This window comes from Sphingomonas sp. BRN-1R, from assembly GCF_057748035.1.
In genome coordinates, this window is the sequence record NZ_CM173236.1 from 778,708 (window position 1) to 805,046 (window position 26,339).

Consider the following 26,339-nt stretch of genomic DNA (forward strand, 5'->3'; position numbering starts at 1 on the left):
AGCGGTTAGGAGGACGGATGGTTCCCAGGATTTTGATCGACACGGCGCAGGTGCCGGGCGGCGGCGACATGCGGCTCGTGCAGCGCGGGCCGGACTTCTTCATCATGCTCGGCACCGAGGAATTGATGAGCAGCCGGATGAGCGGTTCGGAAGAAGCGCTCGCGACGATGGCGTGCGAGCGGGTGTCTGCGCCAGCGCCGCATTTCCTGATCGGCGGCTATGGCATGGGCTTCACGCTGCGCGCGGCGCTGGCGCAACTCGGGCCGCAGGCCAGGGTATCGGTGGCGGAACTGGTGCCGCAGGTGGTCGAATGGGCGCGCGGGCCGATGGCGGCGTTCACTGGCGACAGCCTCGATGATCCGCGCGTGGCGATCGTCGAGGGAGATGTCGGCGCGGTGATCGCCGAGGGCCGGGGGACGTATGACGCGATCCTGCTCGACGTCGACAATGGGCCTGACGGGCTGACGCGGCGTGGCAACGACCGGCTCTACTCGCCGCGCGGTCTTGAGGCGGCGCGCGCGGCGCTCAGGCCGGGCGGGGTGCTGGCGATCTGGTCGGCCGCGCCCGACGTGAAGTTCGCCAAGCGGCTGCGCGAGACCGACATGGCGGTCGAGGAAGTGACGATCCGCGCGCGGGCCAGCGGCAAGGGCGCGCGGCACGTGATCTGGTTCGCGAAGAAGATCTAGCGGCTCCCCGCACCCCGTTCGTCCCGAGCGAAGTCGAGGGACATGGTGCAGCGTTGCGCGAGGTGTCTCGACTTCGCTCGACACGAACGGTGAGGGTGATGCTGCCTCCAATGGACGTTCCGTAGGACCTCGGCCTCCGCCGGGGAACGTCAAGTCGCGCGGGTGACGCGCGCCTGAGAAGGACAAGAACATGAAACTCTTCGGCTGGAAATCGGCCGGGCGCGACGTGCGTCCGGTGCTGGCGCGCTATGGCCTGTGGTCGGGGGCGAGCGCGTCCGGCGAATGGAGCGACGATTATGCCGCGCAGGTGCGGCAGGGTTATTGCCGCAACGCCATCGCGCAGCGCGCGGTGCGGCTGGTCGCGCAGGGGCTGGCGGGTGCGCCGGTCGAGGCGTCTTCGCCGGAACTGCTTGGCGTAGTGGCGGCGCGGTCGGGCGGGCAGGCGCTGGTCGAGACGGTGGCGGCGCATCTGCTGCTGCACGGCAATGCCTATATCCAGATCATGACCGATCCTGCCGGGGAGGTTGCCGAGCTGTTCGCGCTCCGGCCGGACCGGATCAGCGTCGAGGCGGACGCGGGCGGCTGGCCGGTGGCGTATCGCTACCGCGTCGGCGAGCGGGTGACGCGGCTGGTGGCGGACGGGCCGCGGCCGGAGGTGGTGCACCTCAAGAGCTTCCACCCACTCGACGATCATTACGGGCTCGGCTGTCTGGGCGCGGCGGCGGGTGCGATCGCGCTGCACAATGCGGCGGCACGCTGGAACAAGGCGCTGCTCGACAATGCCGCGCGACCTTCCGGCGCGCTGGTGCACGATCCCGGCGACGGATCGGTGCTGTCGCGCGAACAGTTTGAGCGGTTGCGCACCGAGATGGAGGCGGGCTTCGCGGGTGCTACCAACGCCGGGCGGCCGATGCTGCTCGAAGGCGGGCTCAAGTGGCAGGCGATGAGCATGACGCCCGCCGACATGGACTTCGTCGGGCTGAAGGCGGCGGCGGCGCGTGAGATCGCGTGCAGCTTCGGGGTGCCGCCGATGCTGCTCGGCCTGCCCGGCGACGCGACCTACGCCAATTACAAGGAGGCGAGCCGCGCGCTGTGGCGGCTGGCGATCCTGCCGCTGGCCGACACGATCTTCGCCGGGCTGGCGCAGGGGCTGGCGGGCTGGTTCGACACGCCGTGGCTGCGCGTCAACGTCGACCGCGTCACCGCGCTCGCCGAGGATCGCGAGCGGCTGTGGGCGCAGGTGAGCGCGGCGGATTTCCTGAGCGACGCCGAGAAGCGCGCGATGCTCGGGCTGAACACGGAACATGGCGGAGGTGCGGCATGACGAAGGGTGCGGTTCTGGCGCAGTTGATGGCGCAGGGGCAGGCGAGCGGCGCTGATCTGGCGACGCTGCGTGCGATTGCGGAGGAAGCGGGCGAACTCGGCGCGAGCCGGGCGCTGGCGCGGCTCGGGCTCGACGATGCAGGCGCTGCCAAGGACATGGCGGAGCTGCGCGAGCTGCTCGGCGCGTGGCGGGATGCCAAGCGATCGGCGTGGAAGGCGGTGCTCGGCTGGGCGGCGCGGATCGGCGGCGCGCTGTTGCTCGCCGCGCTGGCGACGCGCTACGGCTTTTCGGGCTGGATCAAGTGAGCGTGCGCTTTGCCGGCTATGCGGCGGTGTTCGATCGCGCCGATCGGGGTGGCGACGTGGTGCGTGGCGGCGCGTTCGGCGACGTCGGCGAAGTGCCCTTGCTGTGGCAGCATCGCGGGCAACCGGTCGGCGTGATCGAGCAGGCGGGGGAGGATGCGCGGGGCCTGCGCGTGATCGGGCGGATTGACGATGCCCATCTCGCCGGGCTGGTTCGCTCGGGCGCGGTATCGGGGCTGTCGTTCGGCTACCACGTCAAGGCGGCGGTGCGCGGGCGCTACCGCGAGCTGACCGCGCTCGATCTGATCGAGGTGAGCCTCGTCGCACAGCCGATGCAGCCGCTGGCAAGGGTGCATGCCGTCGCCTGACGGCGGCTCCTGCCTTCAACGAACTTCCGACTTTTCTGGCCGGTGGCGGTGTCGCCGGGGTGTTTTCGCATGGGAGAATGACATGATCGAAGTGAAAGCTGACGCGCTCGAGACGAGCTTCTCGGGTGTCGAACTGGGTGGCGTGGTGGCGCGCCCGCTGCTGAGCGGCGCACGTGAGCCGGCGGGGGCCGCGTTCGGCGGATTTCTGCGCACTGGCGCGAGCGTGGAGATGAAGTCGTTCACCGGCGTGACCGGCGACAGCGGCGGCTATGCCATCCCCAAGGAGATCGACGCGGTGATCGACCGCGCGCTCTCCTCGATCTCGCCGATCCGCAGCATCGCCAATGTCGTCAAGGTCGGCTCGGCGGGCTATCGCAAGCTCGTCACCACCGGCGGCACGCCCTCTGGCTGGGCGAGCGAGGCGGACGCGCGGCCCGGCACCGGCACGCCGACCTATACCGAGATCGCGCCGCCGATGGGCGAACTCTACGCCAATCCTAGCGCGAGCCAGGCGATGCTCGACGATGCGTTGTTTGACGTCGAGGGCTGGCTCGCCGGGGAGATCGCCACCGAGTTCGCGCGCGCCGAAGGGGCGGCGTTCGTGGTGGCTCGGGCGTGGGGCGGCCCAAGGGCTTCCTTCAGTCGCCGGTTGCGACGGGGAGCGATGCGGCGCGCGCGTTCGGCACGCTGCAATATCTGGCGAGCGGCGCTGCCGGCGATTTCGCCGCCAGCCCGCAGGACCGGTTGATCGACCTCGTGCAGAGCTTGCGGGGCCCGTACCGTCAGAACGCCACCTGGGTGATGAACTCGGCGACGCTCGCGCGCATCCGCAAGTTCAAGACCGCCGACGGCGCGTTCCTGTGGACGCCGGGGCTGGCGGCGGGGCAGCCGGCGACGTTGCTCGGCTATCCGGTGGTCGAGGCGGAAGACATGCCCGACATCGCCGCCAACGCGCTGGCGATCGCGTTCGGCGATTTCCGTTCGGGTTATCTGATCGCGGAACGCAGCGAGACCGCGATCCTGCGCGATCCCTATTCGAACAAGCCGTTCGTCAACTTCTACGCGACCAAGCGGATCGGCGGCTGCGTCAGCAATTCGGAGGCGATCAAGCTGATGAAGTTCGCTGCAAGCTGAGCCGCGCTTTGCGCAAGCAAAGTGCGGACTCGGCGCGGCCGGGCGGCGGGGGCGCGCAGCGCTCCCGTCCGACGGCCGCGCCGCCCTCAGCCTGGAGGTTATCATGACGATCGGAAGTGAAGGGCCGGGCGCGGTCGCGCTCGGCGAGGCGGACCGCGCCGCCGCCCTCGCCGAGGTGAAGGCGATGCTGCGGCTGGTCAGCGGCGAGGAGGATGCGCTGGTCGCGGCGTTGACTGAGACTGCGCTGGGGTTGGCCGAACAGTTCATCGGCCAGGTGCTTATCGCGCGGAGCTTGCACGACGTGTTGCCGGTCAGCCCCGCGTGGCGGCGGCTGGCGGCGACGCCGGTGCGCGCGATCGGTGCGGTCGAGGGTGTGACGGGCGGTGCGTTGGCGAGCGAAGCCTATGCGATAGACATCGATGCGAGCGGTGACGGCTGGGTGCGGGTGATCGACGCTGGCGGTGCGACGCGGATCGGGGTGACGTTCACCGCTGGTCTCGCCGATGGCTGGGCGACGATCCCGGCGCCGATCCGGCAGGGCGTGGTGCTGCTCGCCGCGCATCTGTTCACCGCGCGCGATGCCGCCACGACTCCGCCGGCGGCGGTGACGGCGCTGTGGCGGCCGTTCCGCCAGATCGCGCTGATGCGGCGGGGCCACGCATGTTGAGCGGGCTGGAGGCGCGGGTGGGCGCGATCGCCGCTGCCGCGCAGCAACGGGCGATCGCCGAAGGTGTCGAGCGGTTGCAGGCGGCGTTCCCGGAAGTGTCCGTGGCGGCCGAGGGTGACCTGATCGTGCTCGACGGGCGGATCGCGCCTGAGGATGCGCGGCTGCGCTGGATCGGGGGGCTGCTGTGAGCGCGGAAGCGGTGACGCAGGCGGCGTTGCTCGCCGTGCTGCGGGGCGATGCAACGCTGGCGGCGGCGCTGAACGGCGTGTTCGAGGGCCCGCCCGTCAAGGCGACGCCGCCGTACGCCGAAATCGGCGAGGTGTTGAGCGGCGACTGGAGCGTCAAGGATCGTGACGGGCGCGAGCTGCGGCTGGCGGTGACGCTGCGCGATGCGGGGGAGAGTCCTGCGCGCGTCCAGGCGCTCGGCGGTGCTGCGTGCGTGGCGATCGAGGCGCTGCCGCGCGATCTCGACGGCTGGCGGGTGGCGAGCCTCGCCTTCGTGCGGACGCGCGTGCTGCGCCCCGCGCCCGGCCAGTGGAGCGTGATCGTCGAATACCGCGTGCGGATGCTCGCGGCGGACTGATGGTAACCGAAAAGGAGCAAAGACATGGGTGCGGAATCGGGCAGGGCGTTTTTGCTCAAGGTTGGCGACGGTGGTGCGCCGCTCGCCTTCACGACGGTGGCGGGGCTGCGCACGACGCAGCTTTCGATCAACGGCGAGATGGTGGCGATCACCTCCAAGGATTCGGGCGGGTGGCGCGAATTGCTGTCGGGCGCGGGCGTGCGATCGGTCAGCGTGTCGGGTGCTGGCGTGTTCACCGGCTCGGCGGCGGAGGTGCGGCTGAAGGGCAATGCGCTCGCCGGCACGATCGACGATTACCGGCTGAGCTTTGAGAGCGGCGAGACGATGACCGGCCGCTTCCTCGTCACCCGGCTCGACTATGCCGGCGATTACAACGGGGAGCGCAGCTACACGATCGCGCTCGAAAGCTCGGGCGCGGTGGTGGCGGCATGAGCGCGGCCAATCCGGCGCGCGGCGAGGCCACGGTCCGCATCGCCGGCGAGCCACTCGTGCTGCGGCCGAGCTTCGCAGCATTGGTCGCGGCGGAGGCCGAACTGGGGCCGCTGTTCGCGCTGGTCGAGCGCGCGGCGGCGGGGCAGCTCGGGCTGGCGGAGCTGGTCGCGCTGTTCTGGCACTGTCTGCACGGGCCGTCGCCGCTGCTTACCCGCGATGCGTTCGGCGAGGGCGTGGTGGCGGCCGGGCTCGCCGAGGCGACACCGGTGCTGCGCGTGCTGCTCGCGCAGATCCTCGGCGGCCGATGAGCGCGCGCTTCGCCGATGCAGCGGCGAAGCTGGCCGGGCTGGCCGGCGTCGCGTTCGGCTGGAGCCCTGCGCAATTCTGGGATGCGACACCCGCCGAACTGGCGGTGCTGGTGGCGGCGCTTTGCGGACACGCCGCCCCGCCGCCCGATGCGGCGACGATCGCGCGATTGAAGGAGGCCTTTCCCGATGGATGAAGAAATCGACCGGCTGGTGGTGAGCGTGCGCGCCGACACCAGCGGCTTTGCGCGCGACGTCGATACGATGCGCGCGAGCCTGAATGGCCCGCTCGCGAGCGGCGCGGACCAGGCGGGGCGTTCGATCGAGAGCGCCTTGGTCAAAGCGGCGCGGAGCGGGTCGCTCGGCTTTGAGGATTTGCGCAAGGTTGCGCTGTCGGTGCTCGGCGACATTGCTGGCGCGGCGATTCGCAGCGGGATCGGCGCGATCGTCGGCGGGGGCGGATCGGGTGGCGGTTTGCTGTCGGCGCTGAGCGGCGTGCTCGGCGGATCGCCCGGGCGTGCGACCGGCGGGCCGGTGTCGCCGCTGCGGCCGTATGTCGTCGGCGAGCGTGGACCGGAACTGTTCGTGCCGACGGCGAGCGGCAGCATCGTGCCCGCCGGCAGCGGCGGCGCACGCAGCGTCAACGTGGCGATCACCGTCAACGCGGCGCGTGGTGAGAGCGGCGCTGCGCTGACCGCGTCGAGCCGGCAGGTAGCACGCGCGGTAAAGGCCGCGCTCTCGGTGGAGGGCTGAACATGGCATATTGGCTTGCGACCGAGCGTACCCACCAGAGCGAGAGCGTGATCTCGCGCTTCGATCCGCGCTTTTGGACGGTCGATTTCCCCCGTCCGATGATGGCGGCGGTGACGACCACCGCGCCCGATGCGTTGCGCGTCGATGCGGTGTTCTACCGCGCCGACGATCTTTCCGGGCTGATCTGGGCGGCGGAGGACCGGCTCGATCATCCGCTGCTCGCTTACGAGACGGCGCGTGATTTTCGTGGCTGCCGGCTGTCGTTCCACTGGCGATCGGCGGGGGTGAAGCCGCTCGATGCGGTGCATGGCCCCACGCTGACGATCGAAGGGCGCGATGCAACTGGCGTCGCGCGCGCCTGGTACGTGCGGCTGTGGAACTATGCGACCGGCACGCCGGAGGATGCGCAGATCACGATCGATTTCGCCGCGTTGTCGGGTGGGTTCCTGCTGCCGGACGAGGCGGTGCCGGTGTGGGCGGGCGATGTCGACCGCATGTTCGTCTCGCTGGTGCCGCCCGCTTACGATGCGAGCGATGCGCCGCTCGCCGCACCGGCGGAAGGCTGGGTGGAGCTGAGCGGGATCGCCTGCGGCGGGCCGGGTGCGGTGCTGGCGATCGGCGATGTGGTGGTGCCCGCGCACGATCTGTGCATCGCGAGCGGGTATGACGATAGCTACAACGTCACGCCGGCGCGCCTCCTGCGGAATGCGCTTCACCTCGGCTATCGCGGCGCGATCGTCCATTATCTCGGCATGAGCCACTATTTCCGGCTCGAGGCCGCCGCTGGCGGCTTGTACGTGAGCCTTGGCAATAGCGCGCTCAACGTGGCGGCGCGGGCGTGGCAGCGCGACTTCGCGTCGCGGGCGCAAGCGCTCGGCTATGACGTGATCTGGTCGCTCAGCTACGAGCTGTTCGACGCGCATTGCTGGGGCGACTGGAAGCAGCGCGCCTGGGACGGATCACCCGCGCTGACCGGCTGGGTGCCGCCCTCGACGTTGCTTTCGCCCGCGCACGCTGGCGCGATGGCCTATCTCCACGCGGTCGCGGCCGAGGTGATCGGCATCGCGGTCGCGGCGGGGCTGACGCCGAAGTTCCAGGCCGGCGAGCCGTGGTGGTGGGTGATGCCCGACGGGCGGCCGTGCCTGTACGATGCGGCGGCGCGCGCGGCGTTGGGGGCACCGATCGAGATCGCCAGCGTGCGCGGCGCGCAATCGGCGGAGGCGACCGCCTTGCTGGATGCGGCGGGTGCGGTGCTGGCGGCATCGACGGGGGCGCTGGTCGCGGCGGTGCGCGCGGTCGCGCCTGATGTTCAAACCCACCTGCTCGCCTATCTGCCGAGCGTCCTCGCCAGCGATGCGCCCGAGGTGCGGCGCGCCAATCTGCCGCTCGGCTGGGCGAAGCCGGCGTTCGATGTGCTGCAACTCGAGGATTATGATTTCGTCGTTGCGGGCGATCAGGCGGCGAGCGCGCGAGCGATCGCCACCGCGCAGGCGCGGCTCGGCTATGCGAGCGGCGAAACCGATTATCTGTCCGGCTTCGTGTTGCGCCCCGGCGATGCGGCCGACTGGCGCGAGATCGAGGCGGCGGCGGAGGCGGCGCGCACGCGCGGAGTGCGCAACGCGGTGATCTGGGCGCTGCCGCAGGTGATCCGCGACGGGTTCGTTCATTTCCAAGAGGAGGCAGACGACGTGCAGGCGTTCGACGATGTGCTGTTCCCGCTCGCGCTCGGTCGCGAAGCGGAGGTGACGCCCGAATATTCCACCGCGATCGTGACGAGCGCGGGTGGCCGCGAGGCGCGTAATGCAAGCTGGGCGGAGGCGCGCACCCGCTACGATGTCGGGCCGGGCGTGCGTTCTGAGGCGGACATCGCCACGCTGCTCTCGTTCTTCCGTGCGCGGATGGGGCCGGCGCGGGGGTTTCGCATGCGCGATCCGTTCGATGCCTCGTCTGGTGGCGATACGCCGGGGGCGCTCGACCAGCAGCTCGGGGTCGGGGATGGCACCAACGTCCGCTTCGCGCTGGTGAAGCATTACGGCGAAGTGGTGCGCCGGATTACCCGGCCGGTGCATGGCAGCGTGGCTGTGGCGGTGGACGGCGTGGCGACGGCGGCGTTCTCGCTGATCGACGGCGGCATGATCGACCTCGACGTCGCGCCTGCCGCGGGTGCGGTGGTGACGGCGGGCTTTCTGTTCGACGTGCCCGCGCGCTTCGCCGACGACAGTCTCAGCGTGACGCGTGCGACCTTCCTCGCGGGGTCGGCGGCGTCGGTGCCGCTGATCGAAGTGCGGGAGGATTGAGCATGGGCTTCCTCGACGGGCCGCTGTCCACCATCGCCTTGTGCTGGCGGATCGAACGGCGCGACGGCATCGCGATCGGGCTGACCGCGCATGACCGGGATCTGACGATCGACGGCCTCGTCCACCATGCCGCGCCGGGCATGACGCCCTCGGCGATCAAGCGAAGCGATGGGCTCGACGCGGATACGATGGACGTGTCGGGCGCGCTGTCGAGCGGTGCGATCAGCGCGCGTGATCTTGCCGCCGGACGGTGGGATGGCGCGCGCGTGCGGTTGTTCGCGGTCGATTGGACCGGCGCGGACGGGCGTGTCGATCTCGGCGAGGGCACGATCGGCGCGGTCGAGACCAATGACGGCGCGTTCACCGCCGAACTGCGCGGCCTCAGCGCCGCGCTCGACCGGCCGGTGGCGGAGGAAACCTCGGCGGAATGCCGCGCCGAACTCGGCGACCGGCGCTGCCGCGTGGCGATGGCGGGGCGGCGGCGGTTCGTGCGGCTGGTGTCGATCGCCGATCGCGCACTGACGGTGGATACCGAGGAGCCGGTCGCCAACGCTTATGGCGGCGGACTGGTGCGCTGGTTCGGCGGCGCGAACAGCGGGTTGGACGCGGCGATCGCCTCCTCGGCGGGGACGGTGGTGACGGTGCGCGCCGAACCCGTCTTCGTGCCCGTGGCGGGCGACCTGATCGAACTGATCGAGGGCTGCGACAAGAGCATCGCCACCTGCGCCACGCGGTTCGGCAATGCCGCGAACTTTCGGGGCGAGCCGTATTTGCCGGGCATCGACCTGCTTACCCGGTATCCGGGCGCATGACCGCCGCCGAGCGAGCGGTCGCGGCGGCGCGCGGCGCGGTCGGCGTGCGGTTCCGGCTGCACGGGCGCGATCCTGCGTTCGGGCTCGATTGCGTCGGTCTTGCGGCGCTGGCGGCGCGTGCCGCCGGTTTCGCGGGCGACATCCCTGCCGATTACGCGATCCGGCGCGGCGATCCGTCCGCGCTGATCGACGCGGCGGGGCTGGTGCGCGTCGCGGAGCCCGCACCCGGCGATCTGCTGCTGTTCGCGGCGGGGCCGGTGCAATTCCACCTCGCGGTGATGGTGCCGGCCGGGATCGTCCACGCCGACGCGATGCTCCGGCGGGTCGTCGAGCGACCGGGGGCGCCGCCGTGGCCGCGCGTGGCGGCGTGGCGCGTGGGCGTGGATCTGGAGGAGAACTGACATGGCGACCTTGGTGCTGACGACGCTCGGCAGCGTGGTGGGTGGACCGATCGGCGGTGGGCTCGGCGCGATTCTCGGCCAGGCGGTCGACCGCGACGTGCTGTTCAAGCCGAAGGGCCGCACCGGCCCGCGCCTCACCGAACTGGCAGTGCAGACCTCCTCCTACGGCACGCCGATCCAGCAGGTGTTCGGCACGATGCGCGTCGCCGGCAGCGTGATCTGGTCGACCGATCTGATCGAGAGCCGGGGCGCCGCGAGCAGCGGCAAGGGCCAGCCGAGCGTGACCAGCTACAGCTATGCCGCGTCGTTCGCGGTGGCGCTGTCGGGCCGGCCGATCCTCGGCGTCGGGCGGATCTGGGCGGATGGCAACCTGCTGCGAGGGAGCGCGGGCGACTTCAAGGTTCAGACCGGCTTCCGCCTCTACCTCGGCGACGAGGATCAGCCGGTCGATCCGCTGATCGCCGCGGCGGAAGGCGCTGGGCTTGCGCCCGCGCATCGCGGTGTCGCCTATGCGGTGTTCGAAAACCTCCAGCTTGCCGATTACGGCAACCGCATCCCCTCGCTGACGTTCGAGGTGATCGCCGATGCCGGTCCGGTCGCCGCCGGCGCGATCGTGACCGAAGTGTCGGGCGGGCTGATCGACGGCGCGGCGGTGTCGCTGCCGCTGCCCGGCTTCGCCGCTTATGGCAACGCGCGCGAGGTGATCGACCTAATAGGCACCGCGACCGGCGGCTGGTTCGCGCCCACCGAAGCGGGGCTGGCGATGCGCGCGGGCGACACGCCCGACCGCACGATCGGCGACGACGGCGTCGCGGCGAGCGCCACTGGCGGCGCACGTGCGGTTGGTGCGACGGCGGCGATCGAGACGGTGCCGCGCACGGTGACGCTCGCGCATTACGATCCGGCGCGCGATTATCAGACCGGCGTGCAGCGCGCGCGGCGGCCGGGTGCGGGCTATGCCGATCAGCGCATCGACATGCCCGCCGCGCTCGATGCGGCCAGCGCCAAGACCATGGCGGAAGCGGCGCTCGGCCGCGCGGAGGCGGCGCGCATGCGGCGGACGGTGGCACTCGGCTGGGACGCGATCCGGATCGCGCCGGGTGCGTGCGTCAGAATCGCGGGGACGGGCGGCGTGTGGCGGGTGACGGGCTGGTCGCTCAAACGCATGGTGCTGTCGCTCGATTGCGTGCGGCTCGCCAGCGCGCCACAGCCTGCGCAGGCGAGCGGCGGTCGCGTCTTGTCCGCACCCGATGCGATCGCCGGCGCGACGATCGTCCACGCCTTCGAAATCCCGCCGCTCGACGATGGCGTGCTGAGCGCGCCACGGCTGACGATCGCGGCGACAGGCAGCGCGCCGGGCTGGCGGCGCGCGGCGTTGCTCTACAGTACCGATGGCGGCGCGATCTGGTCGAGTGCCGGCAGCACGGCCGCACCCGCGACGCTCGGCACGCTCGCGAGCGTACCGCTCGCCACATCGTCTGCGCTGGTCGATCGCCGATCCGCCTTTGACGTCGTGCTGGCGCACGCCGGCATGACGCTGATGAGCGCCGAACCCGCCGCGCTCGACGCCGGCGCCAATCTCGCGCTGTGCGGCGACGAGCTAGTCCAGTTCGCCACCGCGCGCCAGCTCGATGCGACGCGCTGGCGACTGTCGGACCTGTATCGCGGCCGACGCGGCACGGAAGCGGCGATCGGAGCGCAACGCGTCGGCGATCGCTTCCTGGTGCTGGAACAGGATAGCTGCGTCACGCTCGATCTGCCGCTCGCAACGCTGGGCGGTGCGGCGCGGATCCTCGCGTCGGGAGTCGGCGATCTCGATGCACCGGCGGCTGCTGCGTGTGCGATCACCGGCGCTTCGGTGCTGCCGGCCTCGCCGGTGGCGTTGCACTGGCGCGAGCTTGGCGGGGGCGATGCGGTGATCGCCTGGACACGCCGCAGCCGTGCCGGGTGGCGCTGGATCGACGGTGTCGATGCGCCGCTCGTGGAGGAGCGCGAGCAATATCGCGTTGTCCTGGCAGCAGCCGCCCAAACCCGCAGCGTCACGGTTGCCGAGTCGATGCTGGCGCTTGCCGCCGCCGACAGACGCGGCGGCATCACCGTAACCGTGCGGCAAATCGGATCGATCGGGGAATCCGCTGCCGCCGCGATCTTCATCCCCGACTGGGAGGCATGACGATGAACGACGATCTTTCCGCGCGACTGGCGTTGCCGCTGCTGACCGCGGGGCAGGCGCAAAAGGAACTGACCCACAACGAGGCGCTGATATTGCTCGACCTGCTCGCGCAACCCGTCGTCGTCGCGGTCGGCGTCGATGTACCGCCAGCGGAACCGGCGCCCGGCCAATGCTGGATCGTCGGCGCCGCACCGCAAGGCGCATGGGCGGGACATGCACAGGCCTTCGTCGGCTGGACCGGGGGCGGCTGGCGCTTTTGCGTGCCCACCGCCGGAATGTCCGTCTGGAGCCTCGCCGACGCCGCGCAGGCACGCTTCGCCGATACCGGCTGGACGATCGGCGTCGTGCGCGGCACGCGAGTCGAAATCGAGGGGGTGCAGGTGGTGGGTGCGCGTTTGCAGGCGATTGCGGAACCGGTGGGGGGCGCGGTGATCGACGGCGAGGCGAGGGCGGCGATCTCGGCAGTTCTTGCTGCACTGCACACGCATGGTTTGATCGCCGCCTGAGCCGCTCCTATCCCGCGCTGACCGGGGGCTGTTGCGCTTCTGCAACAGTAGCCGGAATTTGTGCGCTTGCGTGGAAACCAAGCCCGCATTAGGGAGTTTGGGCTGTCCGAGTGACACCTAAGGAAAGGGGATTTCTATGCGGAAGCTAGCCGTTATCGTAGCGCTTGCCTCCACTGCTCTTGCAACGCCTGCTCTTGCCCGCGACAAGTCGTGGTACGTCGGCGTTGAAGGCGGCGGGATGATCGTGGAGGATATGAAGTTCGATATCGGCAACACGCCGTCGGCTTCGACCTACAACACCAAGACCGGCTATGACGTCGATGGCGTTATCGGTTACGACCTGGGCATGTTCCGGCTCGAAAGCGAAGTCGGTTACAAGTTCGCCAAGGGCGACACCTATCGTTCGACCGTCAACAGCCCGGCTGTGACCACCGGTTCGTTCGCACCCGCCGGCAACTATGACAGCCCGCACAGCCACACTTCGGCTCTGAGCTTCATGGTCAACGGCCTGCTCGACTTCGGTGATGACGACTCGGTTCAGGGCTTCGTCGGCGGCGGTGTCGGCGTTGCGCGCGTCACGGCAGCAGGCGTTCGCGCCGGCAACCGCGCCGCGATCCTCGACGACAGCGACACGGTGTTCGCATGGCAGGGTCTGGCGGGCGTTCGCGCTCCGCTGTCGAAGCATGTCGACATCTCGCTCAAGTATCGCTTCTTCAACGCCGACAACGTCAAGCTGGTCGGTGTCGAGGGCGCGCGCTACGAGACGCGCTATCGCTCGCACAGCCTGCTGGGTGGCCTGACCTACAACTTCGGTGAGCCGACGCCTCCGCCGCCGCCGCCGCCGCCGCCCCCGCCGCCCCCGGAGCCGACTCCTCCGCCGCCCCCGCCGCCGGCGACCGTCTGCTCGCCTGGTCCGTTCATCGTGTTCTTCGAGTGGGACAAGTCGGACATCACGGCCGAAGCGTCGTCGATCCTCGACAACGCCGTTGCGCAGTACGCCTCGTGCGGCAACGCGCAGGTCATGCTGGCCGGCTTCGCCGATCGCTCGGGCACCCCGACGTACAACGTCGGTCTGTCGCAGCGTCGCGCGGATGCGGTGAAGGCGTATCTGGCATCGCACTCGATCCCGGAAGGCGTCGTGACCACGCAGGCGTTCGGCGAAGATCCTTCGCACCTGCGCGTTCAGACCGCCGATGGCGTTCGCGAAGTGCAGAACCGTCGCGTGGAAATCACCTACGGTCCGGGTTCGGGTCAGTAAGACCAGAACGCGAGTTCAAGAGAGGGGGTCGGGAAACCGGCCCCCTTTTTTGTATGTGCGGTACGTGGGTGCGACGGAATATGGCGTGCGCATGCCGGCCGCTGCCGACGGCGCTCTCGCGATTTAAGACGACTCGCAGCCGTGCAGGCCAGGTGCGATCAGGCGGTGGGTTCCGCCAGCGCTGCCGCCAGCCACTCCGGACGCACTGCGTCGCCGAGTGCCTCGACCCGGCGCAATTCGACCATGAGTCCAAGTTCGGGATAGCGCGCGCGCGTACGATCGCCCGGCTCCGCGATCGGGGCCACTACAAGCCGGCGATTCACCTTGGCGCGGTGGTGCATGCGCGCAGTGTTCTCCTGCCCGATGTAGCAGCCCTTGGTGAAGCTGACGCCGTTCAGTTCGCGCGCATTGCATTCCAACCAGAGCGTCTGGTCGCTGCCGAGTTCTCCCATTCCCTCCGTCACGCCGACCGCCAGCCGGTGTGCGCGCCATGCGTCGTCGGCCGGCGCGCCGGAGGCTTCGCCGATCCAGCGGAAACCAAGATCGGGGAGGCGCGGATCGACATGCGCGCCGTGCCGCGACGACCAGTGCACTCCGCCCGCCGCCGGCTCGATCGTGATCACCCGGCGCAGGCGGTACATCGCCAGTCGCCGCGTCAGAGCCTCGGCCGCGCTCGCTTCGCAATCCAGCAGCACCGCGCCATCGGCATCGGCCCACAGCAGGAAATCGAACAACGCCTTGCCCTGCGGCGTCAGCAACGCGCCCCAGCGCGGTGCCGAGGCATCGAGCCCGGCGGTATCCTGCGTCACCAGACCTTGCAGGAAACCGCGCGGGTCCTCGCCGGCGATACGGATCAGCGCGCGGTCAGCGAGCAGCGTGGGGGTGGTTTCGCTCATCCGCAACAGGTAGGGGGGATGCGAGGCAAGCGAAAGAGGCAGCTATGGCACGGTACGATCTGATGCTGACGGGTGGAACGGTTCACCTGCCGAGCGGCCCGGCGCAGACCAATGTCGGCGTGATCGGCGGCCGCATCGCCGCGATCGGCGCGAGCGGCGATGCCGGTGAGACGATCGACTGCACCGGGCTCGATATCCTGCCCGGCGTGATCGACACGCAGGTGCATTTCCGCGAACCCGGCCTCGTCCACAAGGAGGATCTCGAAAGCGGCAGCCGGGCGGCGGTGCTCGGCGGCGTGACGGCGGTGTTCGAAATGCCCAACACCAAGCCGAACACCGACAGCGCCGACGCGATCGCCGACAAGCTGACGCGCGCGCATCACCGCATGTGGTGCGACCATGCGTTCTACGTCGGCGCGACCAACCACAACGCGCGCGATCTCGCCGAGCTGGAGCGGATGCCGGGTACGGCGGGCGTCAAGATCTTCATGGGCGCCTCGACCGGCGATCTGCTGGTGTCGGAGGATTCGTCGCTTGCCGATGTGCTCGCCTCGGGCAAACGCCGCGTCGCGATCCATGCCGAGGACGAGTTTCGCATGAACGCGCGCGCGGGCGAGCGCGTGCCCGGCGACCCGTCGTCGCATCCGGTGTGGCGCGACGACGAGAGCGCGATGCTCGCCACGCAGCGCATCCTCAAGCTGGCGCGTGCGGCGCGGCGGCGGATCCACGTGCTCCACGTCACCACGCCCGCCGAACTCGAACTGCTGTCGCGGCACAAGGATATCGCCACCTGCGAGGTGACGCCGCAGCACCTTACGCTGGCGGGCGAGGAGGCCTATCCGCGTCTTGGCACCTATGCGCAGATGAACCCGCCGATCCGTTCGGGCGCGCACCGCGACGGGCTGTGGCATTGGTTGCGGCAGGGCGTGCCCGACGTGATCGGCTCGGACCATGCGCCGCATACCGTCGAGGAAAAAGCCAAGCCCTATCCCGATTCGCCGAGCGGTATGCCCGGCGTGCAGACGCTGCTGCCGTTGCTGCTCAACCATGTCGCCGAGGGGCGCACCACCTTGCAGCGCGTTATCGACCTCACCAGCGCGGGCGCGCAGCGCATCTTCGGCATCGTCGGCAAGGGACGGATCGCGGTCGGCTATGATGCCGACTTCACCGTGGTCGACCTCAAGAAGCGCTGGACGATCACCGAGGACTGGCTGGCGTCGCGCTGTGGCTGGTCGCCGTTCACCGGCATGGAGCTGACCGGCAAGCCGATCGGGACGATCGTGCGCGGCAACCGCGTGATGTGGGACGGCGCGCTGGCGAATGCGGCGGTCGGTGAGCCGATCCGCTTCGAGGCGGTCGAGTTCGGCTGAGGCACGCTACCCGTTTGTACCGGGCGTGGCGAAGCGCTTGGTGAGCGCGACCTTTGGGGCACGCCCTTCGACTTCGCTCGGGACGAACGGGCAAGGAGGCAGAGGCTCCTTGGGGAGCTTACGCCTACCAATTTAATCCACGTTCGTGCTGAGCTTGTCGAAGCACGTGGCCGAGCGTGACGCTTGTGGCATGTCCTTCGACAAGCTCAGGACGAATGGGGGCAGGGATCAGCGCGGCCCGCGTGTCAAATCCATAGAGCCCGCGCGACACGTGGCGTCAGTCTAAAGCGCCCGCGCTTCGCCTTCGGCCAGCACGTGCGTGCAGAGCTGCGCCTCGGGAGTATCGCCTGCCTCCAGCGCGGCGACCGTGACCCAGCCGTCCGCGCGCATCCGCGCCGCCAGCGCGGGATCGGTGCCGAGCGGCACGAACAACCGCCTACGGTCGACATCGCCGAGGCCGGCGGCAAGGATCGCGTCGGCGAACAGCGAGAAGCCGACCGCCGCTTCTTCCGCGCCATCCTCGTGGACGACCGTGTAGCTGCCGCCGCGCCCGATTTCGCCGCGCACGCCGCGCGCGAAGATCGAGAAGCCGAGCCAGCTCTGATATTCGAAACCGTGGCGCTCGGTCGGATCGAGCGTCAGCCCGACGCGGCCTTTCAGCGCTTCCGCAATCGCCCACAGCCCGTCGAGCCGCGAGGTGAGCGCGCCGCCGACATCGAACGCGCAGAGTCGGTGGTGCGCCGCCTCGAACGGCCCCGCCGCCTCGATCAGCGGTAGATAGGCGCGCGCGATCTCGGCGACGCCGCCGGCATCCTTGGCGTCGAGCCGGTCGCAAAGGCTCGCGACCTGCGTCGCGTCGACCGGCAAGGGGCCTTGCGCGAGCGTGCCGACCAGATCGGGCAGGGTGAAATCGATCGAAATGTCGCGCACGCCCGCTGCCTCCAGCGCCTCGACCGCGACGCCGACGATCTCGGTCGCCGCCGCGATCGTGTCGAGCCCGATCAGTTCGCAGCCCATTTGCAGCATCTCGCGCTCGGGGCTGAGTTGCGAGGCGCGTAAACGCAGCACCGGGCCGGCATAGGAGAGGCGCACCGGGCGGGGGTGGTGCCCCATCCGCGTCGCGGCGATGCGACCGATCTGCGCGGTGATATCGGGGCGGATCGCCAGCGTGCGCTGCGACACCGGATCGACGAAGCGCACCGCATCCTGCGCGCTCGCCGACTTGAGCCGCCCGGCGAGACCCTGCTCGAACTCGGCAAGCGCCGGATCGGCGCGCTCATAGCCATGGAGGAAGGCAGCGCCGAGGATGGCCTGTTCAAGCCGCGCGGTCGCATCGGCGACAGGGGGCAGGCGATCGCGGAAACCCTGGGGGAGAAGTGACGTCATCACGGGGAGCCTTGTTGTCGCCGGCATGGCGAAGATCGTGCGTTCCGTCGCCTGCACGCGCGGTGTCGTCAACCTCGTCCGCGCATTTTGCGCTGACACGAAAAGGCCGCGCACGCTCGCGCGGCACGGCCCTTCCGCTTGCGGTTGCTTAGAACGCCAGCGCCATCGCGGTCTTCACGCCCGCGAGCGCGCGGACCTGCGCGATCAGCTCGGGCGTGACCGGCTCGTCGACCGACAGCAGCAGCACCGCTTCGCCGCCCGCCGTGCGGCGGCCGAGATGGAAGGTGCCGATGTTGACGCCCGCCTCGCCGAGCAGCGAACCGATCCGGCCGATGAAGCCGGGCGCATCCTCGTTGACGACGTACAGCATCGGACCCGCCAGATCGGCCTCGACCTTGATGCCGAACAGTTCGACCAGACGCGGCGCGGCATCGCCGAACAGCGTGCCCGCGACCGAACGCTCGCCCGCGTCGGTCTTGACCGACACGCGCAGCAGCGTGTGGTAATCGCCCTCGCGCTCGGTCTTCACTTCGCGCACTTCCATGCCGCGCTCCTTGGCGAGCAGCGGCGCGTTGACCATGTTGACCGTGTCGGTCTGCGTGCGCAGGAAACCGTGCAGCACCGCCGAGACGATCGGCTTGGGGTTCAGCTCGGTCGCCGCGCCCTCGGTGTGGATCGAGATGCGCGGCACCGCGCCGCGCGTGAGCTGGCCGACGAGGCTGCCGAGCTTTTCGGCGAGCGCCATGTAGGGCTTCAGGCGCGGTGCTTCCTCGGCCGAGAGCGACGGCACGTTGAGCGCGTTGGTGATCCCGCCCGAGACGAGATAGTCGGCCATCTGCTCGGCGACCTGGATCGCGACGTTGACCTGCGCTTCGCTGGTCGACGCGCCGAGGTGCGGGGTCGAGATGAAGTTGGGCGTGCCGAACAGCGGCGATTCCTTGGCCGGCTCGGTCACGAACACGTCGAGCGCGGCGCCGCCGATATGACCCGAATCGAGCCCGGCCTTGAGCGCCGCCTCGTCGATCAGCCCGCCGCGCGCGCAGTTGACGATGCGCACGCCCTTCTTGGTCTTGGCGAGATTCTCGGCCGAGAGGATGTTGCGCGTCTGGTCGGTCAGCGGCGTGTGGAGCGTGATGAAGTCGGCGCGGGCGAGCAGATCGTCCAGTTCGACCTTCTCGACGCCGAGTTCGAGCGCGCGTTCGGGCGACAGGAACGGATCGAACGCGACGACCTTCATCTTGAGGCCGATCGCGCGATCGGCGACGATCGAGCCGATGTTGCCCGCGCCGATCAGGCCGAGCGTCTTGGCGGTCATCTCGACGCCCATGAAGCGGTTCTTCTCCCACTTGCCGGCCTGAGTCGACTTGTCGGCCTCGGGCAGATCGCGGGCGAGCGCGAACATCAGCGCGATTGCATGTTCGGCGGTGGTGATCGAATTGCCGAACGGGGTGTTCATCACCACCACGCCCTTGGCGGAGGCGGCGGGGATGTCGACGTTATCGACGCCGATGCCGGCGCGGCCGACCACCTTGAGGTTGGTGGCGTGTTCGAGGATCGCCTTGGTCACCTTGGTCGCGCTGCGGATCGCGAGGCCGTCATACTGGCCGATGATCGCGGCGAGTTCCTCGGGCGTCTTGCCGGTGATCTCGTCGACCTCGACGCCGCGCTCGCGGAAGATCTGCGCGGCTTTGGGATCCATTTTGTCGGAAATGAGGACTTTGGGCATGACGAATTGCCTTTCTGCAATTCGTCATCCTGACGAAAGTCAGGATCTCTCGCGGCAAGCGTGCCGCTTCGATCGCGAGAGATCCCAGCTTCCGCTGGGATGACGGTGTTTCGGTTTACGTCGAAAGATTACGCTGCGACCGGCGCCTTGGCCGTCGCATAGGCCCAGTCGAGCCACGGCCCGAGCGCCTCGATATCGGCGGTGTCGACGGTCGCGCCGCACCAGATGCGCAGGCCCGCCGGCGCGTCGCGATAACCCGCCACGTCGAAGGCCGCGCCCTGCTTTTCGAGCAGCCCGGCGAAGGTCTTGATGAACGCCTCGTCGGCACCCTCGACCGTCAGGCACACGCTGGTCTTGGAACGCGAAGCCTCATCGGTGGCGAGATGGCCGAGCCACGAACGCTCCGCCACAATTCTGTCCAGCGCGGCGGCATTGGCGTCGCTGCGCGCGATCAGCCCCGCAGCGCCGCCGATCGACTTACCCCATTCGAGCGCGAAGATCGCGTCTTCCACCGCCAGCATCGACGGCGTGTTGATCGTCTCGCCCTTGAACACGCCTTCGGCCAGCTTGCCCTTGGCCATCAGGCGGAACACCTTGGGGAGCGGCCATGCGGGGGTGTAGCTTTCCAGCCGCTCGACCGCGCGGGGCCCGAGGATCAGCACGCCGTGGCCGCCTTCGCCGCCCAGCACCTTCTGCCAGGAGAAAGTGGCGACGTCGATCTTGTCCCACGGCAGCGGGTAGGCGAACACCGCCGAGGTGGCGTCGGCGAAGGAGAGACCCTCGCGGGTCTCCGGAATCCAGTCGCCGTTCGGCACGCGCACGCCCGAGGTGGTGCCGTTCCAGGTGAACAGCACGTCGGTCGACCAGTCGACGGTGGCGAGATCTGGAAGCTGGCCGTAATCGGCGCGGATCACGGTGGGATCGAGCTTCAATTGCTTGACCGCGTCGGTCACCCAGCCTTCGCCGAAGCTCTCCCAAGCAAGCGTCGTCACGCCGCGCGCGCCCAGCATCGTCCACATCGCCATTTCAAACGCGCCGGTGTCGGAGCCGGGGACGATGCCGATGCGGTGGGTGTCGGGCAGGTCGAGCAGCTCGCGCATCAGGTCGATGCAATAGGCGAGACGGGTCTTGCCGATCTTCGAGCGATGCGAACGGCCGAGCGATTCGGTCGCGAGATCGGCGGCGGACCAGCCCGGAGGCTTGGCGCAGGGACCGGAGCTGAAGAAGGGGCGCGCAGGCTTGTGCGCTGGGGTAGCGAGCGGATCAGTCATGTAGTCTCTCCTTACAGAGAGCACGCGCGGCGTTGGGACCGCGTGGCCCGTCGCCGGCCTTAGCGGCGAACGGCGGAGTGTCAATCGAATAGGTCGCTTTATCGCAAAACGTCATGCCGGACTTGTTCCGGCATCCACCGTGCAGCAAGAGCGGCGCGTGTTGCGTCTGCGGATAGGTGGATGCCGGAACAAATCCGGCATGACGGGCTGGCTGGTGCTGCCGGCACTCGCCATCCTAGCCGGTTGCGGGGGCAAGACGCCGCCGCCGCGCCCGCGCGGATCGAAGCCGGTCACGCTCAACCTGCCGACGAGTCGCGAGACGCAGGCCTGCTTCACCGATCTGTCGCGCGAGGATGTGCGGTTCAGCCCGCTGCCCGATCGGGATTATGGCGGCGGCTGCCGGATCATCGGCGCGGTGCAGCTTATCGACATCGGCCTGCCCGTCACCAACCTCAAGGCGATGCGGTGCGGGCTTGCACGCAGTCTGGCGGGATGGGCGCGGCATGCCGCGGTGCCGGCCGCGCATCAGATGCTCGGCAGCGATCTGGTGCGGATCGACAGTTTCGGCACCTACGCGTGCCGCAATACGATCGGCACGGCGCGGCCGATGCTGTCCGGGCATGCGATCGCAAACGCGGTCGATATCGCGGCGTTCGTGTTGCAGGACGGGCGGCGGATCAGCGTGCTCGACGGGTGGAACTCGCCCGACCCGCAGGTGCGCGCGTTCCTGCGTACGGTGCACGATTCGGCCTGCAAGCGCTTCGGCACGGTGCTGAGCCCGGACTATAACGCCGCGCACCGCAACCATTTTCACCTGGAGGACGATCACAAGAGCTTCTGCCGCTGATGCGCAGGGGTTCAAACCCGCGCCGCTTTGGCCTACACAGCCGGAAATGAGTGATACCCATGTTCCGTCGCGCGTCTTTCCGCGCGCTCGCCAGGATGCCGAAAAAGCCAAGACCGGCGTCAGCACCCCGCAAACCGAAACCCCGGCCTACCGCCTCGCCTTTCAGGATATGGACTTCCTGCTGCGCGAGGATCTGCGGCCGGTGCGCTTCCAGCTCGAACTGCTCAAGCCCGAGCTGATCCTGGAGGAGGCGAACATCGCCTCGACCTTCGTCGTCTATGGCTCGGCCCGCATCCCCGAGCCCGCCAAGGCGCAGGCGATGCTCGACCTTGCGCAGGGTGACGAAGCGCGCGCGATCGCCGAGCGGCTGGTGGCGAAGTCGAAATATTACGATGTCGCGCGGGAATTGGCCGGACTCGCCAGCCGCTTCCCCGACGATGCGAACGGCAAGCGCCACTTCGTCGTATGCTCGGGCGGCGGCCCCTCGATCATGGAGGCGGCGAACCGCGGCGCGGCCGAGGCCGGGTACGAATCGATCGGGCTCAACATCGTGTTGCCGCATGAGCAGGCGCCGAACCCGTATGTCACGCCGTCGCTGTCGATGCAGTTCCACTATTTCGCGCTTCGGAAGATGCACTTCCTGCTCCACGCGCGCGCATTGGCGGCGTTCCCCGGCGGGTTCGGCACGTTCGACGAACTGTTCGAACTGCTGACGCTGATCCAGACCGGGAAGATCGCGCCGATCCCCGTGCTGCTCTATGGCCGCGAGTTCTGGAACCGGGTGGTCAATTTCGAAGCGCTGGTCGAGGAAGGCGTGGTCTCGCGCAAGGATCTCGGCATCTTCAAATTCGTCGAAACCGCGCAAGAAGGCTGGGACGTGGTACGCGACTTCTACCGCGAGGCGGACCCGACGGTTTTCCCGGCGGAGTAGCGCGCCACCCGTTCGCACTGGGGAGTCGACGTGCGTGTCGTGGGCGAGACGCTTGCGGCGCGTCCTTCGACCTCCGCAGTCCGCTTCGTCATGCCAGCGGACGCTGGCATCTCCCGCAATTTCGTGAGCCGCAGGCGCCAAGGGCGCTCCTGCCCGGCCGCTCATGCCATGGCGAGAGACCCCAGCGTGCGCTGGGGTGACGACGATCGGTGGCCGACAGACGGTGCGGAGGGCGAGATTCGCGCCCCTGTCCGCCTTATCTCTTCTTCTCCGGTGCCGCCACGTCTGCGGGCGTGGCGACGTTCGACAAGCCTTCGGCGCTCGGTTTGGCCTTGTCGCCCGGCGTGGCGGGAGCGGCGCCCGGCGGCGCCTTCGCCTCGGTCGCGGTCGGCGCGCCGGCCTTGGGGGCGGGCAGCGGCAGGTTCGAGCCCTGCTGATTGAGATAGAGGATCACGTCGGCGCGGTCCTTGCCCGCCGAGAGGCCGGCGAAGGTCATCTTGGTGCCCGGCACGAACTTGCGCGGGCTGGCCAGCCAGGAATTGAGCGAATCGAAGTCCCAGGTGCCACCCTTGCCCTTCAAGGCGTCGGAGAAGGCGAAGCCCGCCTTGCCCTGGCCCTTGGCCTCGCCCACGGTCGCATACAGGTTCGGGCCGATCCCGTTCGCCCCGCCCTGGTTGATGGTGTGGCAGGCCGCGCACTTCTTGAACACTTCCGCGCCGTGCGCGGCATCGGCCTTGGCGAGCAGGTCGGCGATCGGCACCTCCGCCTCGCCGCCGCCGCCCGCGTCGGCCGAAACACCCTCGACGGGATAGCCGGCCTTCTCCGGCTTTTCCGCCGTGAACAGTGTCGAACCGGCGATCGTCAGCGCCAACGCGGCTGCGCACGCGCCGAGCGTCCATCCCGCGATCGTATTGGTACGGCTGTCCATCGCTTTCGTGGCCCCTCTCCGATGTTTGTCCATCCTTAGATTCGCGAGCCCACCACCGCAAGCGCCGCTTGTGTGCGTGGTGCCGCATCGCTAGGGCCTCGCCGATCATGGAAAACTTCGCAGCGCCCGCGCGACCGATCGTCGCGCGCATGATCGAACAAGCCGCCGCCGATCCGTCCCGTGCGGTCGCCTTTCAGGGCGCACCCGGCGCGAATTCGCACATCGCCGCGCTCGAAGCGTTTCCGAACGGCCTGCCGCTGCCGTGTTTCGATTTTGCCGACGCGATCGACGCGGTGCGCGACGGGCGCGCCGACTGCGCGATGATCCCGATCGAGAATTCGTTGCACGGTCGCGTCGCCGACATCCACTTCCTGCTGCCCGAGTCGGGCCTCGTCATCACCGGCGAGCATTTCCTGCCGATCCGCTACGCGCTGATGGGGCTGGGGCCGGTCAGCGGCGTACGCGATGCGATGAGCCACCCGCAGGCGCTCGGCCAGTGCCGACACTGGCTGCGCGAGCACGGCATCGCGCCCGTAAGCTACCCCGATACCGCCGGCGCGGCGGCGATGGTGGTAGAACTCGGCGATCCCGCCACCGCCGCGCTCGCGCCGCCGGGGGCTGCGGCGATCTACGGGCTGGAAACGCTCGCCACCGACATCGCGGACGCCGACCACAATACGACGCGCTTCGTGGTGCTGGCGCGCGCCGGGCATCCGCCGGTCGGCGACGGGCCGTATATGACGACGCTGATCTTCCAGGTGAAGAACGTGCCGGCGGCGCTCTACAAGGCGATGGGTGGGTTCGCGACCAACGGCGTCAACATGACCAAGCTGGAAAGCTACCAGCAGGGCGGCACCTTCGCGGCGACCGAATTCTACTGCGATATCGAAGGGCGGCCGGGCGACGCCAATGTCGATCGCGCGCTGGAGGAACTCGGCTTCCACTCCAAGTCGCTGCGGGTGCTGGGCGCCTATCCCCGGGCACGCGCGCGCGGCTGACCGCTCAGCGCGACGCGAGCAGGAACGCGGCGGCGGCATCGAACGCGTCCGTCCCGCCCAGGCCGTTGTGCCCCGCGTCGAGCCACAGGATCGCCTTGGGCTGATTGGCGCGCGCGAACAGCCGTTCGGTGAGATCGGGCGGGACGACGCGATCGGCGCGCCCGGCCAGCACGAACAGCGGGCAGCGCACTGCTGCGATGACGGCGGCCGAATCGAAGCGGTGGCGTAGCAACAGCAGCGCGGGGCGTAGCGGCCATGGCAGCACCCGTCGCGCGACATCGGTGATCGCGGTGTACGGAGCCTCCAGCACCATGCCGTCCACCGTCCCTCCCGCCTTTGCCGCGAGCTGAACCGCGATGCCGGTGCCGAGCGATTCGCCCCACAGCAGGATCGGCTGACCGTCGCCACGCAGCGCCACCAGGCGTTCCAGCGCTACGCCCGCATCGCCGACCAGCGCGCGTTCGGACGGAATGCCCGGATTGCCGCCATAGCCGCGATAGCCGACCATCAGGACGCCCCAGCCGAGCCGGGCGAACTGCGCGATACGCTGCGCGCGGTGGCCGAGATGTCCGGCATTGCCGTGCAGATAGAGGACGAGCGGGCGATTCGCAGTCGCCGCGGGCATGAACCAGCATTGCAACGTGATGCCGTCCGCGGTTTGCATGTCGAGCTGCCGCCCCGGCGCGCCGTTCGTCAGATGCTGTAGTGCCGGTGATGTATCGGGACGGAAGATCAGCCGCGTCTGCAACGCGACGACTGCCAACAGCATTGCCAGATAGGCTATTGCCGCTGCCAACACGATGTATAGAAGCATCAAAGCCTCGAAACTGTCATGATGCGTCGATAGCGTCGACGTGGTCGCTGGTACAATGAAGAGATGGAGCAGGGATGCCGGATGTAATCGTCTCCTTCACAGGGGGAAATACGATCGCGCTGATCGTTCGTGGCAAGATGTCGGCAACACACCATCCGGACAAGATGGAGCAGCATGCCGATGCGATCCTCGCCGACGGTTCGCCGATCGGCTTCTACGGCGAGGGTAATGGCGGTGCCTCCAACGGCATCGGGCTCGGCATGCAGGGCATCGTCTATGATTATGCGGCCTTGCAGCAGAAGCGACCCTATTACGTCGATCTCGCGCAGGCGGTCGCCAACCGCGTTGTCTCCACCGTGCTGCTCGTCACCGTCACGCCGGCGCAGGCGCGCTTGTTCCGCGAATCGTGGGGTCGGATGACGATCAAGCCGGGCAGTTTCAACATCGTCGGCGGCAATTGCTCGACCCACGCCTCCGCCGCCTTCATCGAGGCGACCGTGCTGAAGGGCGGCATTCCCGGCATCGACACGCCCGACAATCTCTACGGCCAACTCGTCAAGACGCTGCCGGCGGCGTCGCTGCGCAGCATCACCGGCTTTGTTGGCTTCACGCCGGCGGCCACTGGCGGTTACATCATGACGGTGACGCCGTACGAGGAGACCGGCAAGGTCAACCGCCCCAACGGCGGTTCGAGCTGGTAGGATCATGAAAAGGTTGACAGGCATCGCTCTGGCGGTCGTTGTGGGGCTGTCGGCGGTCGGTCTGTCGATCGGGGGAGCTACGTCCATGTCGTTGTTTTCAAGTTCCGAACCGCTGCTGTGGGAAGGCGCCGCCGGCCGCAAGCCTGCCACGTTCGTGCCGATCGAGGTCCACAGCGTGAAGCCGTACAAGGGCGGCTTGCTGGGGATCGGCCAGTCGCCCTCGGTGGAGGGCTCGTTCCCCAACGCGCACACGATCGAGGGCGAGCGGCTCGACGACAAGCATTCGGTGGAAGTCCGCCTGCCGGGTGCGAGCGTGCCGGCGGGTGCGGTGAAGGGCGCGCGGCTGGTGCTCGGTCTGGTCGACAGCGGGCATGTCATCTGCCTGCTCGTTCCGCCCGGCGACGTGGCGGCGGCCGGTCTGGCCGAGTGGGCCCGGCAGCAGCCCTGCGGATGACCTCGGCGTGGGCGGG

General features: G+C 69.1%; 29 protein-coding genes and 1 pseudogene. 24 read left to right on the forward strand and 6 right to left on the reverse strand.

The annotated features are described in order from the left end of the window. Nucleotides 1-17: 17 nt before the first annotated feature. The 18 genes and pseudogenes from AC3ANX_RS03535 to AC3ANX_RS03620 all read left to right on the forward strand — a co-directional run bounded on the left by AC3ANX_RS03535 (nucleotide 18) and on the right by AC3ANX_RS03620 (nucleotide 14,001). The gene (locus AC3ANX_RS03535) at nucleotides 18-686 is read left to right on the forward strand and encodes a spermidine synthase (protein WP_488335655.1); all 669 of its coding nucleotides are present in this window, start codon (nucleotides 18-20) and stop codon (nucleotides 684-686) included. Nucleotides 687-876: 190 nt separating this feature from the next. Next, on the forward strand, nucleotides 877-2,010 hold the full coding sequence (locus tag AC3ANX_RS03540) for a phage portal protein (protein WP_488335656.1): 1,134 nt from the start codon (nucleotides 877-879) through the stop codon (nucleotides 2,008-2,010). Then, a complete protein-coding gene (locus tag AC3ANX_RS03545; protein ID WP_488335657.1) occupies nucleotides 2,007-2,315 on the forward strand; it encodes a DUF6127 family protein in 309 nt (102 codons plus the stop codon). Before AC3ANX_RS03540 ends, AC3ANX_RS03545 begins: the two co-directional genes overlap by 4 nt. After that, nucleotides 2,312-2,680, forward strand: coding sequence for an HK97 family phage prohead protease (locus AC3ANX_RS03550; RefSeq protein WP_488335658.1), 369 nt, complete (start codon nucleotides 2,312-2,314; stop codon nucleotides 2,678-2,680). Before AC3ANX_RS03545 ends, AC3ANX_RS03550 begins: the two co-directional genes overlap by 4 nt. A gap of 82 nt (nucleotides 2,681-2,762) precedes the next feature. After that, nucleotides 2,763-3,814 (forward strand): annotated as a pseudogene (locus tag AC3ANX_RS03555) (phage major capsid protein). Between the two features lie 103 nt (nucleotides 3,815-3,917). Then, complete coding sequence (locus AC3ANX_RS03560) at nucleotides 3,918-4,481, forward strand: head-tail connector protein (protein WP_488335659.1); 564 nt, start codon at nucleotides 3,918-3,920, stop codon at nucleotides 4,479-4,481. Beyond that, entirely contained in the window at nucleotides 4,475-4,669 is a 195-nt protein-coding gene (locus AC3ANX_RS03565; protein WP_488335660.1) for a hypothetical protein, read from the forward strand. Before AC3ANX_RS03560 ends, AC3ANX_RS03565 begins: the two co-directional genes overlap by 7 nt. Next, the gene (locus AC3ANX_RS03570) at nucleotides 4,666-5,064 is read left to right on the forward strand and encodes a DUF3168 domain-containing protein (protein ID WP_488335661.1); all 399 of its coding nucleotides are present in this window, start codon (nucleotides 4,666-4,668) and stop codon (nucleotides 5,062-5,064) included. The genes AC3ANX_RS03565 and AC3ANX_RS03570 overlap by 4 nt, the downstream gene beginning before the upstream one ends. 24 nt (nucleotides 5,065-5,088) lie before the next feature. Then, nucleotides 5,089-5,496, forward strand: a complete 408-nt coding sequence (locus AC3ANX_RS03575; RefSeq protein WP_488335662.1) for a phage major tail protein, TP901-1 family — start codon at nucleotides 5,089-5,091, stop codon at nucleotides 5,494-5,496. Next, nucleotides 5,493-5,804 carry a GTA-gp10 family protein gene (locus tag AC3ANX_RS03580; protein WP_488335663.1) on the forward strand — a complete coding sequence of 104 codons (312 nt, stop codon included), beginning with the start codon at nucleotides 5,493-5,495 and terminating at the stop codon, nucleotides 5,802-5,804. The genes AC3ANX_RS03575 and AC3ANX_RS03580 overlap by 4 nt, the downstream gene beginning before the upstream one ends. Then, nucleotides 5,801-5,998 carry a phage tail assembly chaperone gene (locus AC3ANX_RS03585; RefSeq protein ID WP_488335664.1) on the forward strand — a complete coding sequence of 66 codons (198 nt, stop codon included), beginning with the start codon at nucleotides 5,801-5,803 and terminating at the stop codon, nucleotides 5,996-5,998. Before AC3ANX_RS03580 ends, AC3ANX_RS03585 begins: the two co-directional genes overlap by 4 nt. Next, nucleotides 5,991-6,554, forward strand: coding sequence for a tail tape measure protein (locus tag AC3ANX_RS03590; protein ID WP_488335665.1), 564 nt, complete (start codon nucleotides 5,991-5,993; stop codon nucleotides 6,552-6,554). The genes AC3ANX_RS03585 and AC3ANX_RS03590 overlap by 8 nt, the downstream gene beginning before the upstream one ends. A 2-nt stretch (nucleotides 6,555-6,556) precedes the next feature. Then, nucleotides 6,557-8,851: a DUF2460 domain-containing protein gene (locus AC3ANX_RS03595; RefSeq protein ID WP_488335666.1), complete on the forward strand. Its 2,295-nt coding sequence runs from the start codon at nucleotides 6,557-6,559 to the stop codon at nucleotides 8,849-8,851. A 2-nt stretch (nucleotides 8,852-8,853) separates the two neighbouring features. Continuing rightward, complete coding sequence (locus AC3ANX_RS03600; protein WP_488335667.1) at nucleotides 8,854-9,663, forward strand: DUF2163 domain-containing protein; 810 nt, start codon at nucleotides 8,854-8,856, stop codon at nucleotides 9,661-9,663. Continuing rightward, nucleotides 9,660-10,064, forward strand: a complete 405-nt coding sequence (locus tag AC3ANX_RS03605) for a peptidoglycan endopeptidase (protein WP_488335668.1) — start codon at nucleotides 9,660-9,662, stop codon at nucleotides 10,062-10,064. Before AC3ANX_RS03600 ends, AC3ANX_RS03605 begins: the two co-directional genes overlap by 4 nt. 1 nt (nucleotide 10,065) lies before the next feature. Further along, a complete protein-coding gene (locus AC3ANX_RS03610; protein WP_488335669.1) occupies nucleotides 10,066-12,237 on the forward strand; it encodes a phage tail protein in 2,172 nt (723 codons plus the stop codon). Nucleotides 12,238-12,239: 2 nt separating this feature from the next. Beyond that, nucleotides 12,240-12,743, forward strand: a complete 504-nt coding sequence (locus AC3ANX_RS03615; protein ID WP_488335670.1) for a DUF2793 domain-containing protein — start codon at nucleotides 12,240-12,242, stop codon at nucleotides 12,741-12,743. 136 nt (nucleotides 12,744-12,879) lie between these two features. Then, on the forward strand, nucleotides 12,880-14,001 hold the full coding sequence (locus AC3ANX_RS03620) for an OmpA family protein (RefSeq protein WP_488335671.1): 1,122 nt from the start codon (nucleotides 12,880-12,882) through the stop codon (nucleotides 13,999-14,001). A 158-nt stretch (nucleotides 14,002-14,159) separates the two neighbouring features. Here AC3ANX_RS03620 and ygfZ read toward each other — a convergent pair whose 3' ends face one another. Next, complete coding sequence (gene ygfZ, locus AC3ANX_RS03625; RefSeq protein WP_488335672.1) at nucleotides 14,160-14,897, reverse strand: CAF17-like 4Fe-4S cluster assembly/insertion protein YgfZ; 738 nt, start codon at nucleotides 14,895-14,897, stop codon at nucleotides 14,160-14,162. Nucleotides 14,898-14,941: 44 nt separating this feature from the next. Between ygfZ and AC3ANX_RS03630 the strand changes: the two genes are divergently transcribed. Beyond that, a complete protein-coding gene (locus AC3ANX_RS03630) occupies nucleotides 14,942-16,267 on the forward strand; it encodes a dihydroorotase (RefSeq protein ID WP_488335673.1) in 1,326 nt (441 codons plus the stop codon). Between the two features lie 282 nt (nucleotides 16,268-16,549). Here the strand turns inward: AC3ANX_RS03630 and AC3ANX_RS03635 are convergent, their stop codons facing one another. The 3 genes from AC3ANX_RS03635 to AC3ANX_RS03645 form a co-directional block, all read right to left on the reverse strand. After that, a complete protein-coding gene (locus AC3ANX_RS03635; protein WP_488335674.1) occupies nucleotides 16,550-17,653 on the reverse strand; it encodes an ATP phosphoribosyltransferase regulatory subunit in 1,104 nt (367 codons plus the stop codon). Nucleotides 17,654-17,801: 148 nt separating this feature from the next. Continuing rightward, nucleotides 17,802-19,379 carry a phosphoglycerate dehydrogenase gene (serA, locus tag AC3ANX_RS03640; protein ID WP_488335675.1) on the reverse strand — a complete coding sequence of 526 codons (1,578 nt, stop codon included), beginning with the start codon at nucleotides 19,377-19,379 and terminating at the stop codon, nucleotides 17,802-17,804. A 128-nt stretch (nucleotides 19,380-19,507) separates the two neighbouring features. Continuing rightward, nucleotides 19,508-20,650, reverse strand: coding sequence for a phosphoserine transaminase (locus tag AC3ANX_RS03645; RefSeq protein WP_488335676.1), 1,143 nt, complete (start codon nucleotides 20,648-20,650; stop codon nucleotides 19,508-19,510). 199 nt (nucleotides 20,651-20,849) lie between these two features. Between AC3ANX_RS03645 and AC3ANX_RS03650 the strand changes: the two genes are divergently transcribed. Next, nucleotides 20,850-21,497, forward strand: coding sequence for an extensin family protein (locus AC3ANX_RS03650; protein WP_488335677.1), 648 nt, complete (start codon nucleotides 20,850-20,852; stop codon nucleotides 21,495-21,497). 46 nt (nucleotides 21,498-21,543) lie between these two features. Next, nucleotides 21,544-22,428: an LOG family protein gene (locus tag AC3ANX_RS03655; RefSeq protein ID WP_488335678.1), complete on the forward strand. Its 885-nt coding sequence runs from the start codon at nucleotides 21,544-21,546 to the stop codon at nucleotides 22,426-22,428. Between the two features lie 256 nt (nucleotides 22,429-22,684). Here the strand turns inward: AC3ANX_RS03655 and AC3ANX_RS03660 are convergent, their stop codons facing one another. Next, the gene (locus AC3ANX_RS03660) at nucleotides 22,685-23,356 is read right to left on the reverse strand and encodes a c-type cytochrome (protein WP_488335679.1); all 672 of its coding nucleotides are present in this window, start codon (nucleotides 23,354-23,356) and stop codon (nucleotides 22,685-22,687) included. A gap of 107 nt (nucleotides 23,357-23,463) precedes the next feature. Here AC3ANX_RS03660 and AC3ANX_RS03665 point away from each other — a divergent pair, with 107 nt between their 5' ends. Further along, a complete protein-coding gene (locus AC3ANX_RS03665; RefSeq protein ID WP_488335680.1) occupies nucleotides 23,464-24,354 on the forward strand; it encodes a prephenate dehydratase in 891 nt (296 codons plus the stop codon). Between the two features lie 4 nt (nucleotides 24,355-24,358). Here AC3ANX_RS03665 and AC3ANX_RS03670 read toward each other — a convergent pair whose 3' ends face one another. Continuing rightward, nucleotides 24,359-25,168: an alpha/beta hydrolase gene (locus tag AC3ANX_RS03670; protein WP_488335681.1), complete on the reverse strand. Its 810-nt coding sequence runs from the start codon at nucleotides 25,166-25,168 to the stop codon at nucleotides 24,359-24,361. A gap of 74 nt (nucleotides 25,169-25,242) precedes the next feature. Here AC3ANX_RS03670 and AC3ANX_RS03675 point away from each other — a divergent pair, with 74 nt between their 5' ends. Then, nucleotides 25,243-25,869 (forward strand): hypothetical protein, encoded by a 627-nt coding sequence (locus AC3ANX_RS03675; RefSeq protein WP_488335682.1) that lies wholly within the window; start codon nucleotides 25,243-25,245, stop codon nucleotides 25,867-25,869. A gap of 85 nt (nucleotides 25,870-25,954) precedes the next feature. After that, nucleotides 25,955-26,323, forward strand: coding sequence for a hypothetical protein (locus AC3ANX_RS03680; protein WP_488335683.1), 369 nt, complete (start codon nucleotides 25,955-25,957; stop codon nucleotides 26,321-26,323). Nucleotides 26,324-26,339 lie beyond the last annotated feature (16 nt).

Bases quoted from the DNA above. Each gene is read 5' to 3' on its own strand.
- AC3ANX_RS03535 (WP_488335655.1), top strand. From the start codon at position 18: ATGGTTCCCAGGATTTTGATCGACACGGCGCAGGTGCCGGGCGGCGGC.
- AC3ANX_RS03540 (WP_488335656.1), top strand. From the start codon at position 877: ATGAAACTCTTCGGCTGGAAATCGGCCGGGCGCGACGTGCGTCCGGTG.
- AC3ANX_RS03545 (WP_488335657.1), top strand. From the start codon at position 2,007: ATGACGAAGGGTGCGGTTCTGGCGCAGTTGATGGCGCAGGGGCAGGCG.
- AC3ANX_RS03560 (WP_488335659.1), top strand. From the start codon at position 3,918: ATGACGATCGGAAGTGAAGGGCCGGGCGCGGTCGCGCTCGGCGAGGCG.
- AC3ANX_RS03565 (WP_488335660.1), top strand. From the start codon at position 4,475: ATGTTGAGCGGGCTGGAGGCGCGGGTGGGCGCGATCGCCGCTGCCGCG.
- AC3ANX_RS03575 (WP_488335662.1), top strand. From the start codon at position 5,089: ATGGGTGCGGAATCGGGCAGGGCGTTTTTGCTCAAGGTTGGCGACGGT.
- AC3ANX_RS03580 (WP_488335663.1), top strand. From the start codon at position 5,493: ATGAGCGCGGCCAATCCGGCGCGCGGCGAGGCCACGGTCCGCATCGCC.
- AC3ANX_RS03585 (WP_488335664.1), top strand. From the start codon at position 5,801: ATGAGCGCGCGCTTCGCCGATGCAGCGGCGAAGCTGGCCGGGCTGGCC.
- AC3ANX_RS03590 (WP_488335665.1), top strand. From the start codon at position 5,991: ATGGATGAAGAAATCGACCGGCTGGTGGTGAGCGTGCGCGCCGACACC.
- AC3ANX_RS03595 (WP_488335666.1), top strand. From the start codon at position 6,557: ATGGCATATTGGCTTGCGACCGAGCGTACCCACCAGAGCGAGAGCGTG.
- AC3ANX_RS03600 (WP_488335667.1), top strand. From the start codon at position 8,854: ATGGGCTTCCTCGACGGGCCGCTGTCCACCATCGCCTTGTGCTGGCGG.
- AC3ANX_RS03605 (WP_488335668.1), top strand. From the start codon at position 9,660: ATGACCGCCGCCGAGCGAGCGGTCGCGGCGGCGCGCGGCGCGGTCGGC.
- AC3ANX_RS03610 (WP_488335669.1), top strand. From the start codon at position 10,066: ATGGCGACCTTGGTGCTGACGACGCTCGGCAGCGTGGTGGGTGGACCG.
- AC3ANX_RS03615 (WP_488335670.1), top strand. From the start codon at position 12,240: ATGAACGACGATCTTTCCGCGCGACTGGCGTTGCCGCTGCTGACCGCG.
- AC3ANX_RS03620 (WP_488335671.1), top strand. From the start codon at position 12,880: ATGCGGAAGCTAGCCGTTATCGTAGCGCTTGCCTCCACTGCTCTTGCA.
- ygfZ (WP_488335672.1), bottom strand. From the start codon at position 14,897: ATGAGCGAAACCACCCCCACGCTGCTCGCTGACCGCGCGCTGATCCGT.
- AC3ANX_RS03630 (WP_488335673.1), top strand. From the start codon at position 14,942: ATGGCACGGTACGATCTGATGCTGACGGGTGGAACGGTTCACCTGCCG.
- AC3ANX_RS03635 (WP_488335674.1), bottom strand. From the start codon at position 17,653: ATGACGTCACTTCTCCCCCAGGGTTTCCGCGATCGCCTGCCCCCTGTC.
- serA (WP_488335675.1), bottom strand. From the start codon at position 19,379: ATGCCCAAAGTCCTCATTTCCGACAAAATGGATCCCAAAGCCGCGCAG.
- AC3ANX_RS03645 (WP_488335676.1), bottom strand. From the start codon at position 20,650: ATGACTGATCCGCTCGCTACCCCAGCGCACAAGCCTGCGCGCCCCTTC.
- AC3ANX_RS03650 (WP_488335677.1), top strand. From the start codon at position 20,850: ATGACGGGCTGGCTGGTGCTGCCGGCACTCGCCATCCTAGCCGGTTGC.
- AC3ANX_RS03655 (WP_488335678.1), top strand. From the start codon at position 21,544: ATGAGTGATACCCATGTTCCGTCGCGCGTCTTTCCGCGCGCTCGCCAG.
- AC3ANX_RS03660 (WP_488335679.1), bottom strand. From the start codon at position 23,356: ATGGACAGCCGTACCAATACGATCGCGGGATGGACGCTCGGCGCGTGC.
- AC3ANX_RS03665 (WP_488335680.1), top strand. From the start codon at position 23,464: ATGGAAAACTTCGCAGCGCCCGCGCGACCGATCGTCGCGCGCATGATC.
- AC3ANX_RS03670 (WP_488335681.1), bottom strand. From the start codon at position 25,168: ATGCTTCTATACATCGTGTTGGCAGCGGCAATAGCCTATCTGGCAATG.
- AC3ANX_RS03675 (WP_488335682.1), top strand. From the start codon at position 25,243: ATGCCGGATGTAATCGTCTCCTTCACAGGGGGAAATACGATCGCGCTG.
- AC3ANX_RS03680 (WP_488335683.1), top strand. From the start codon at position 25,955: ATGTCGTTGTTTTCAAGTTCCGAACCGCTGCTGTGGGAAGGCGCCGCC.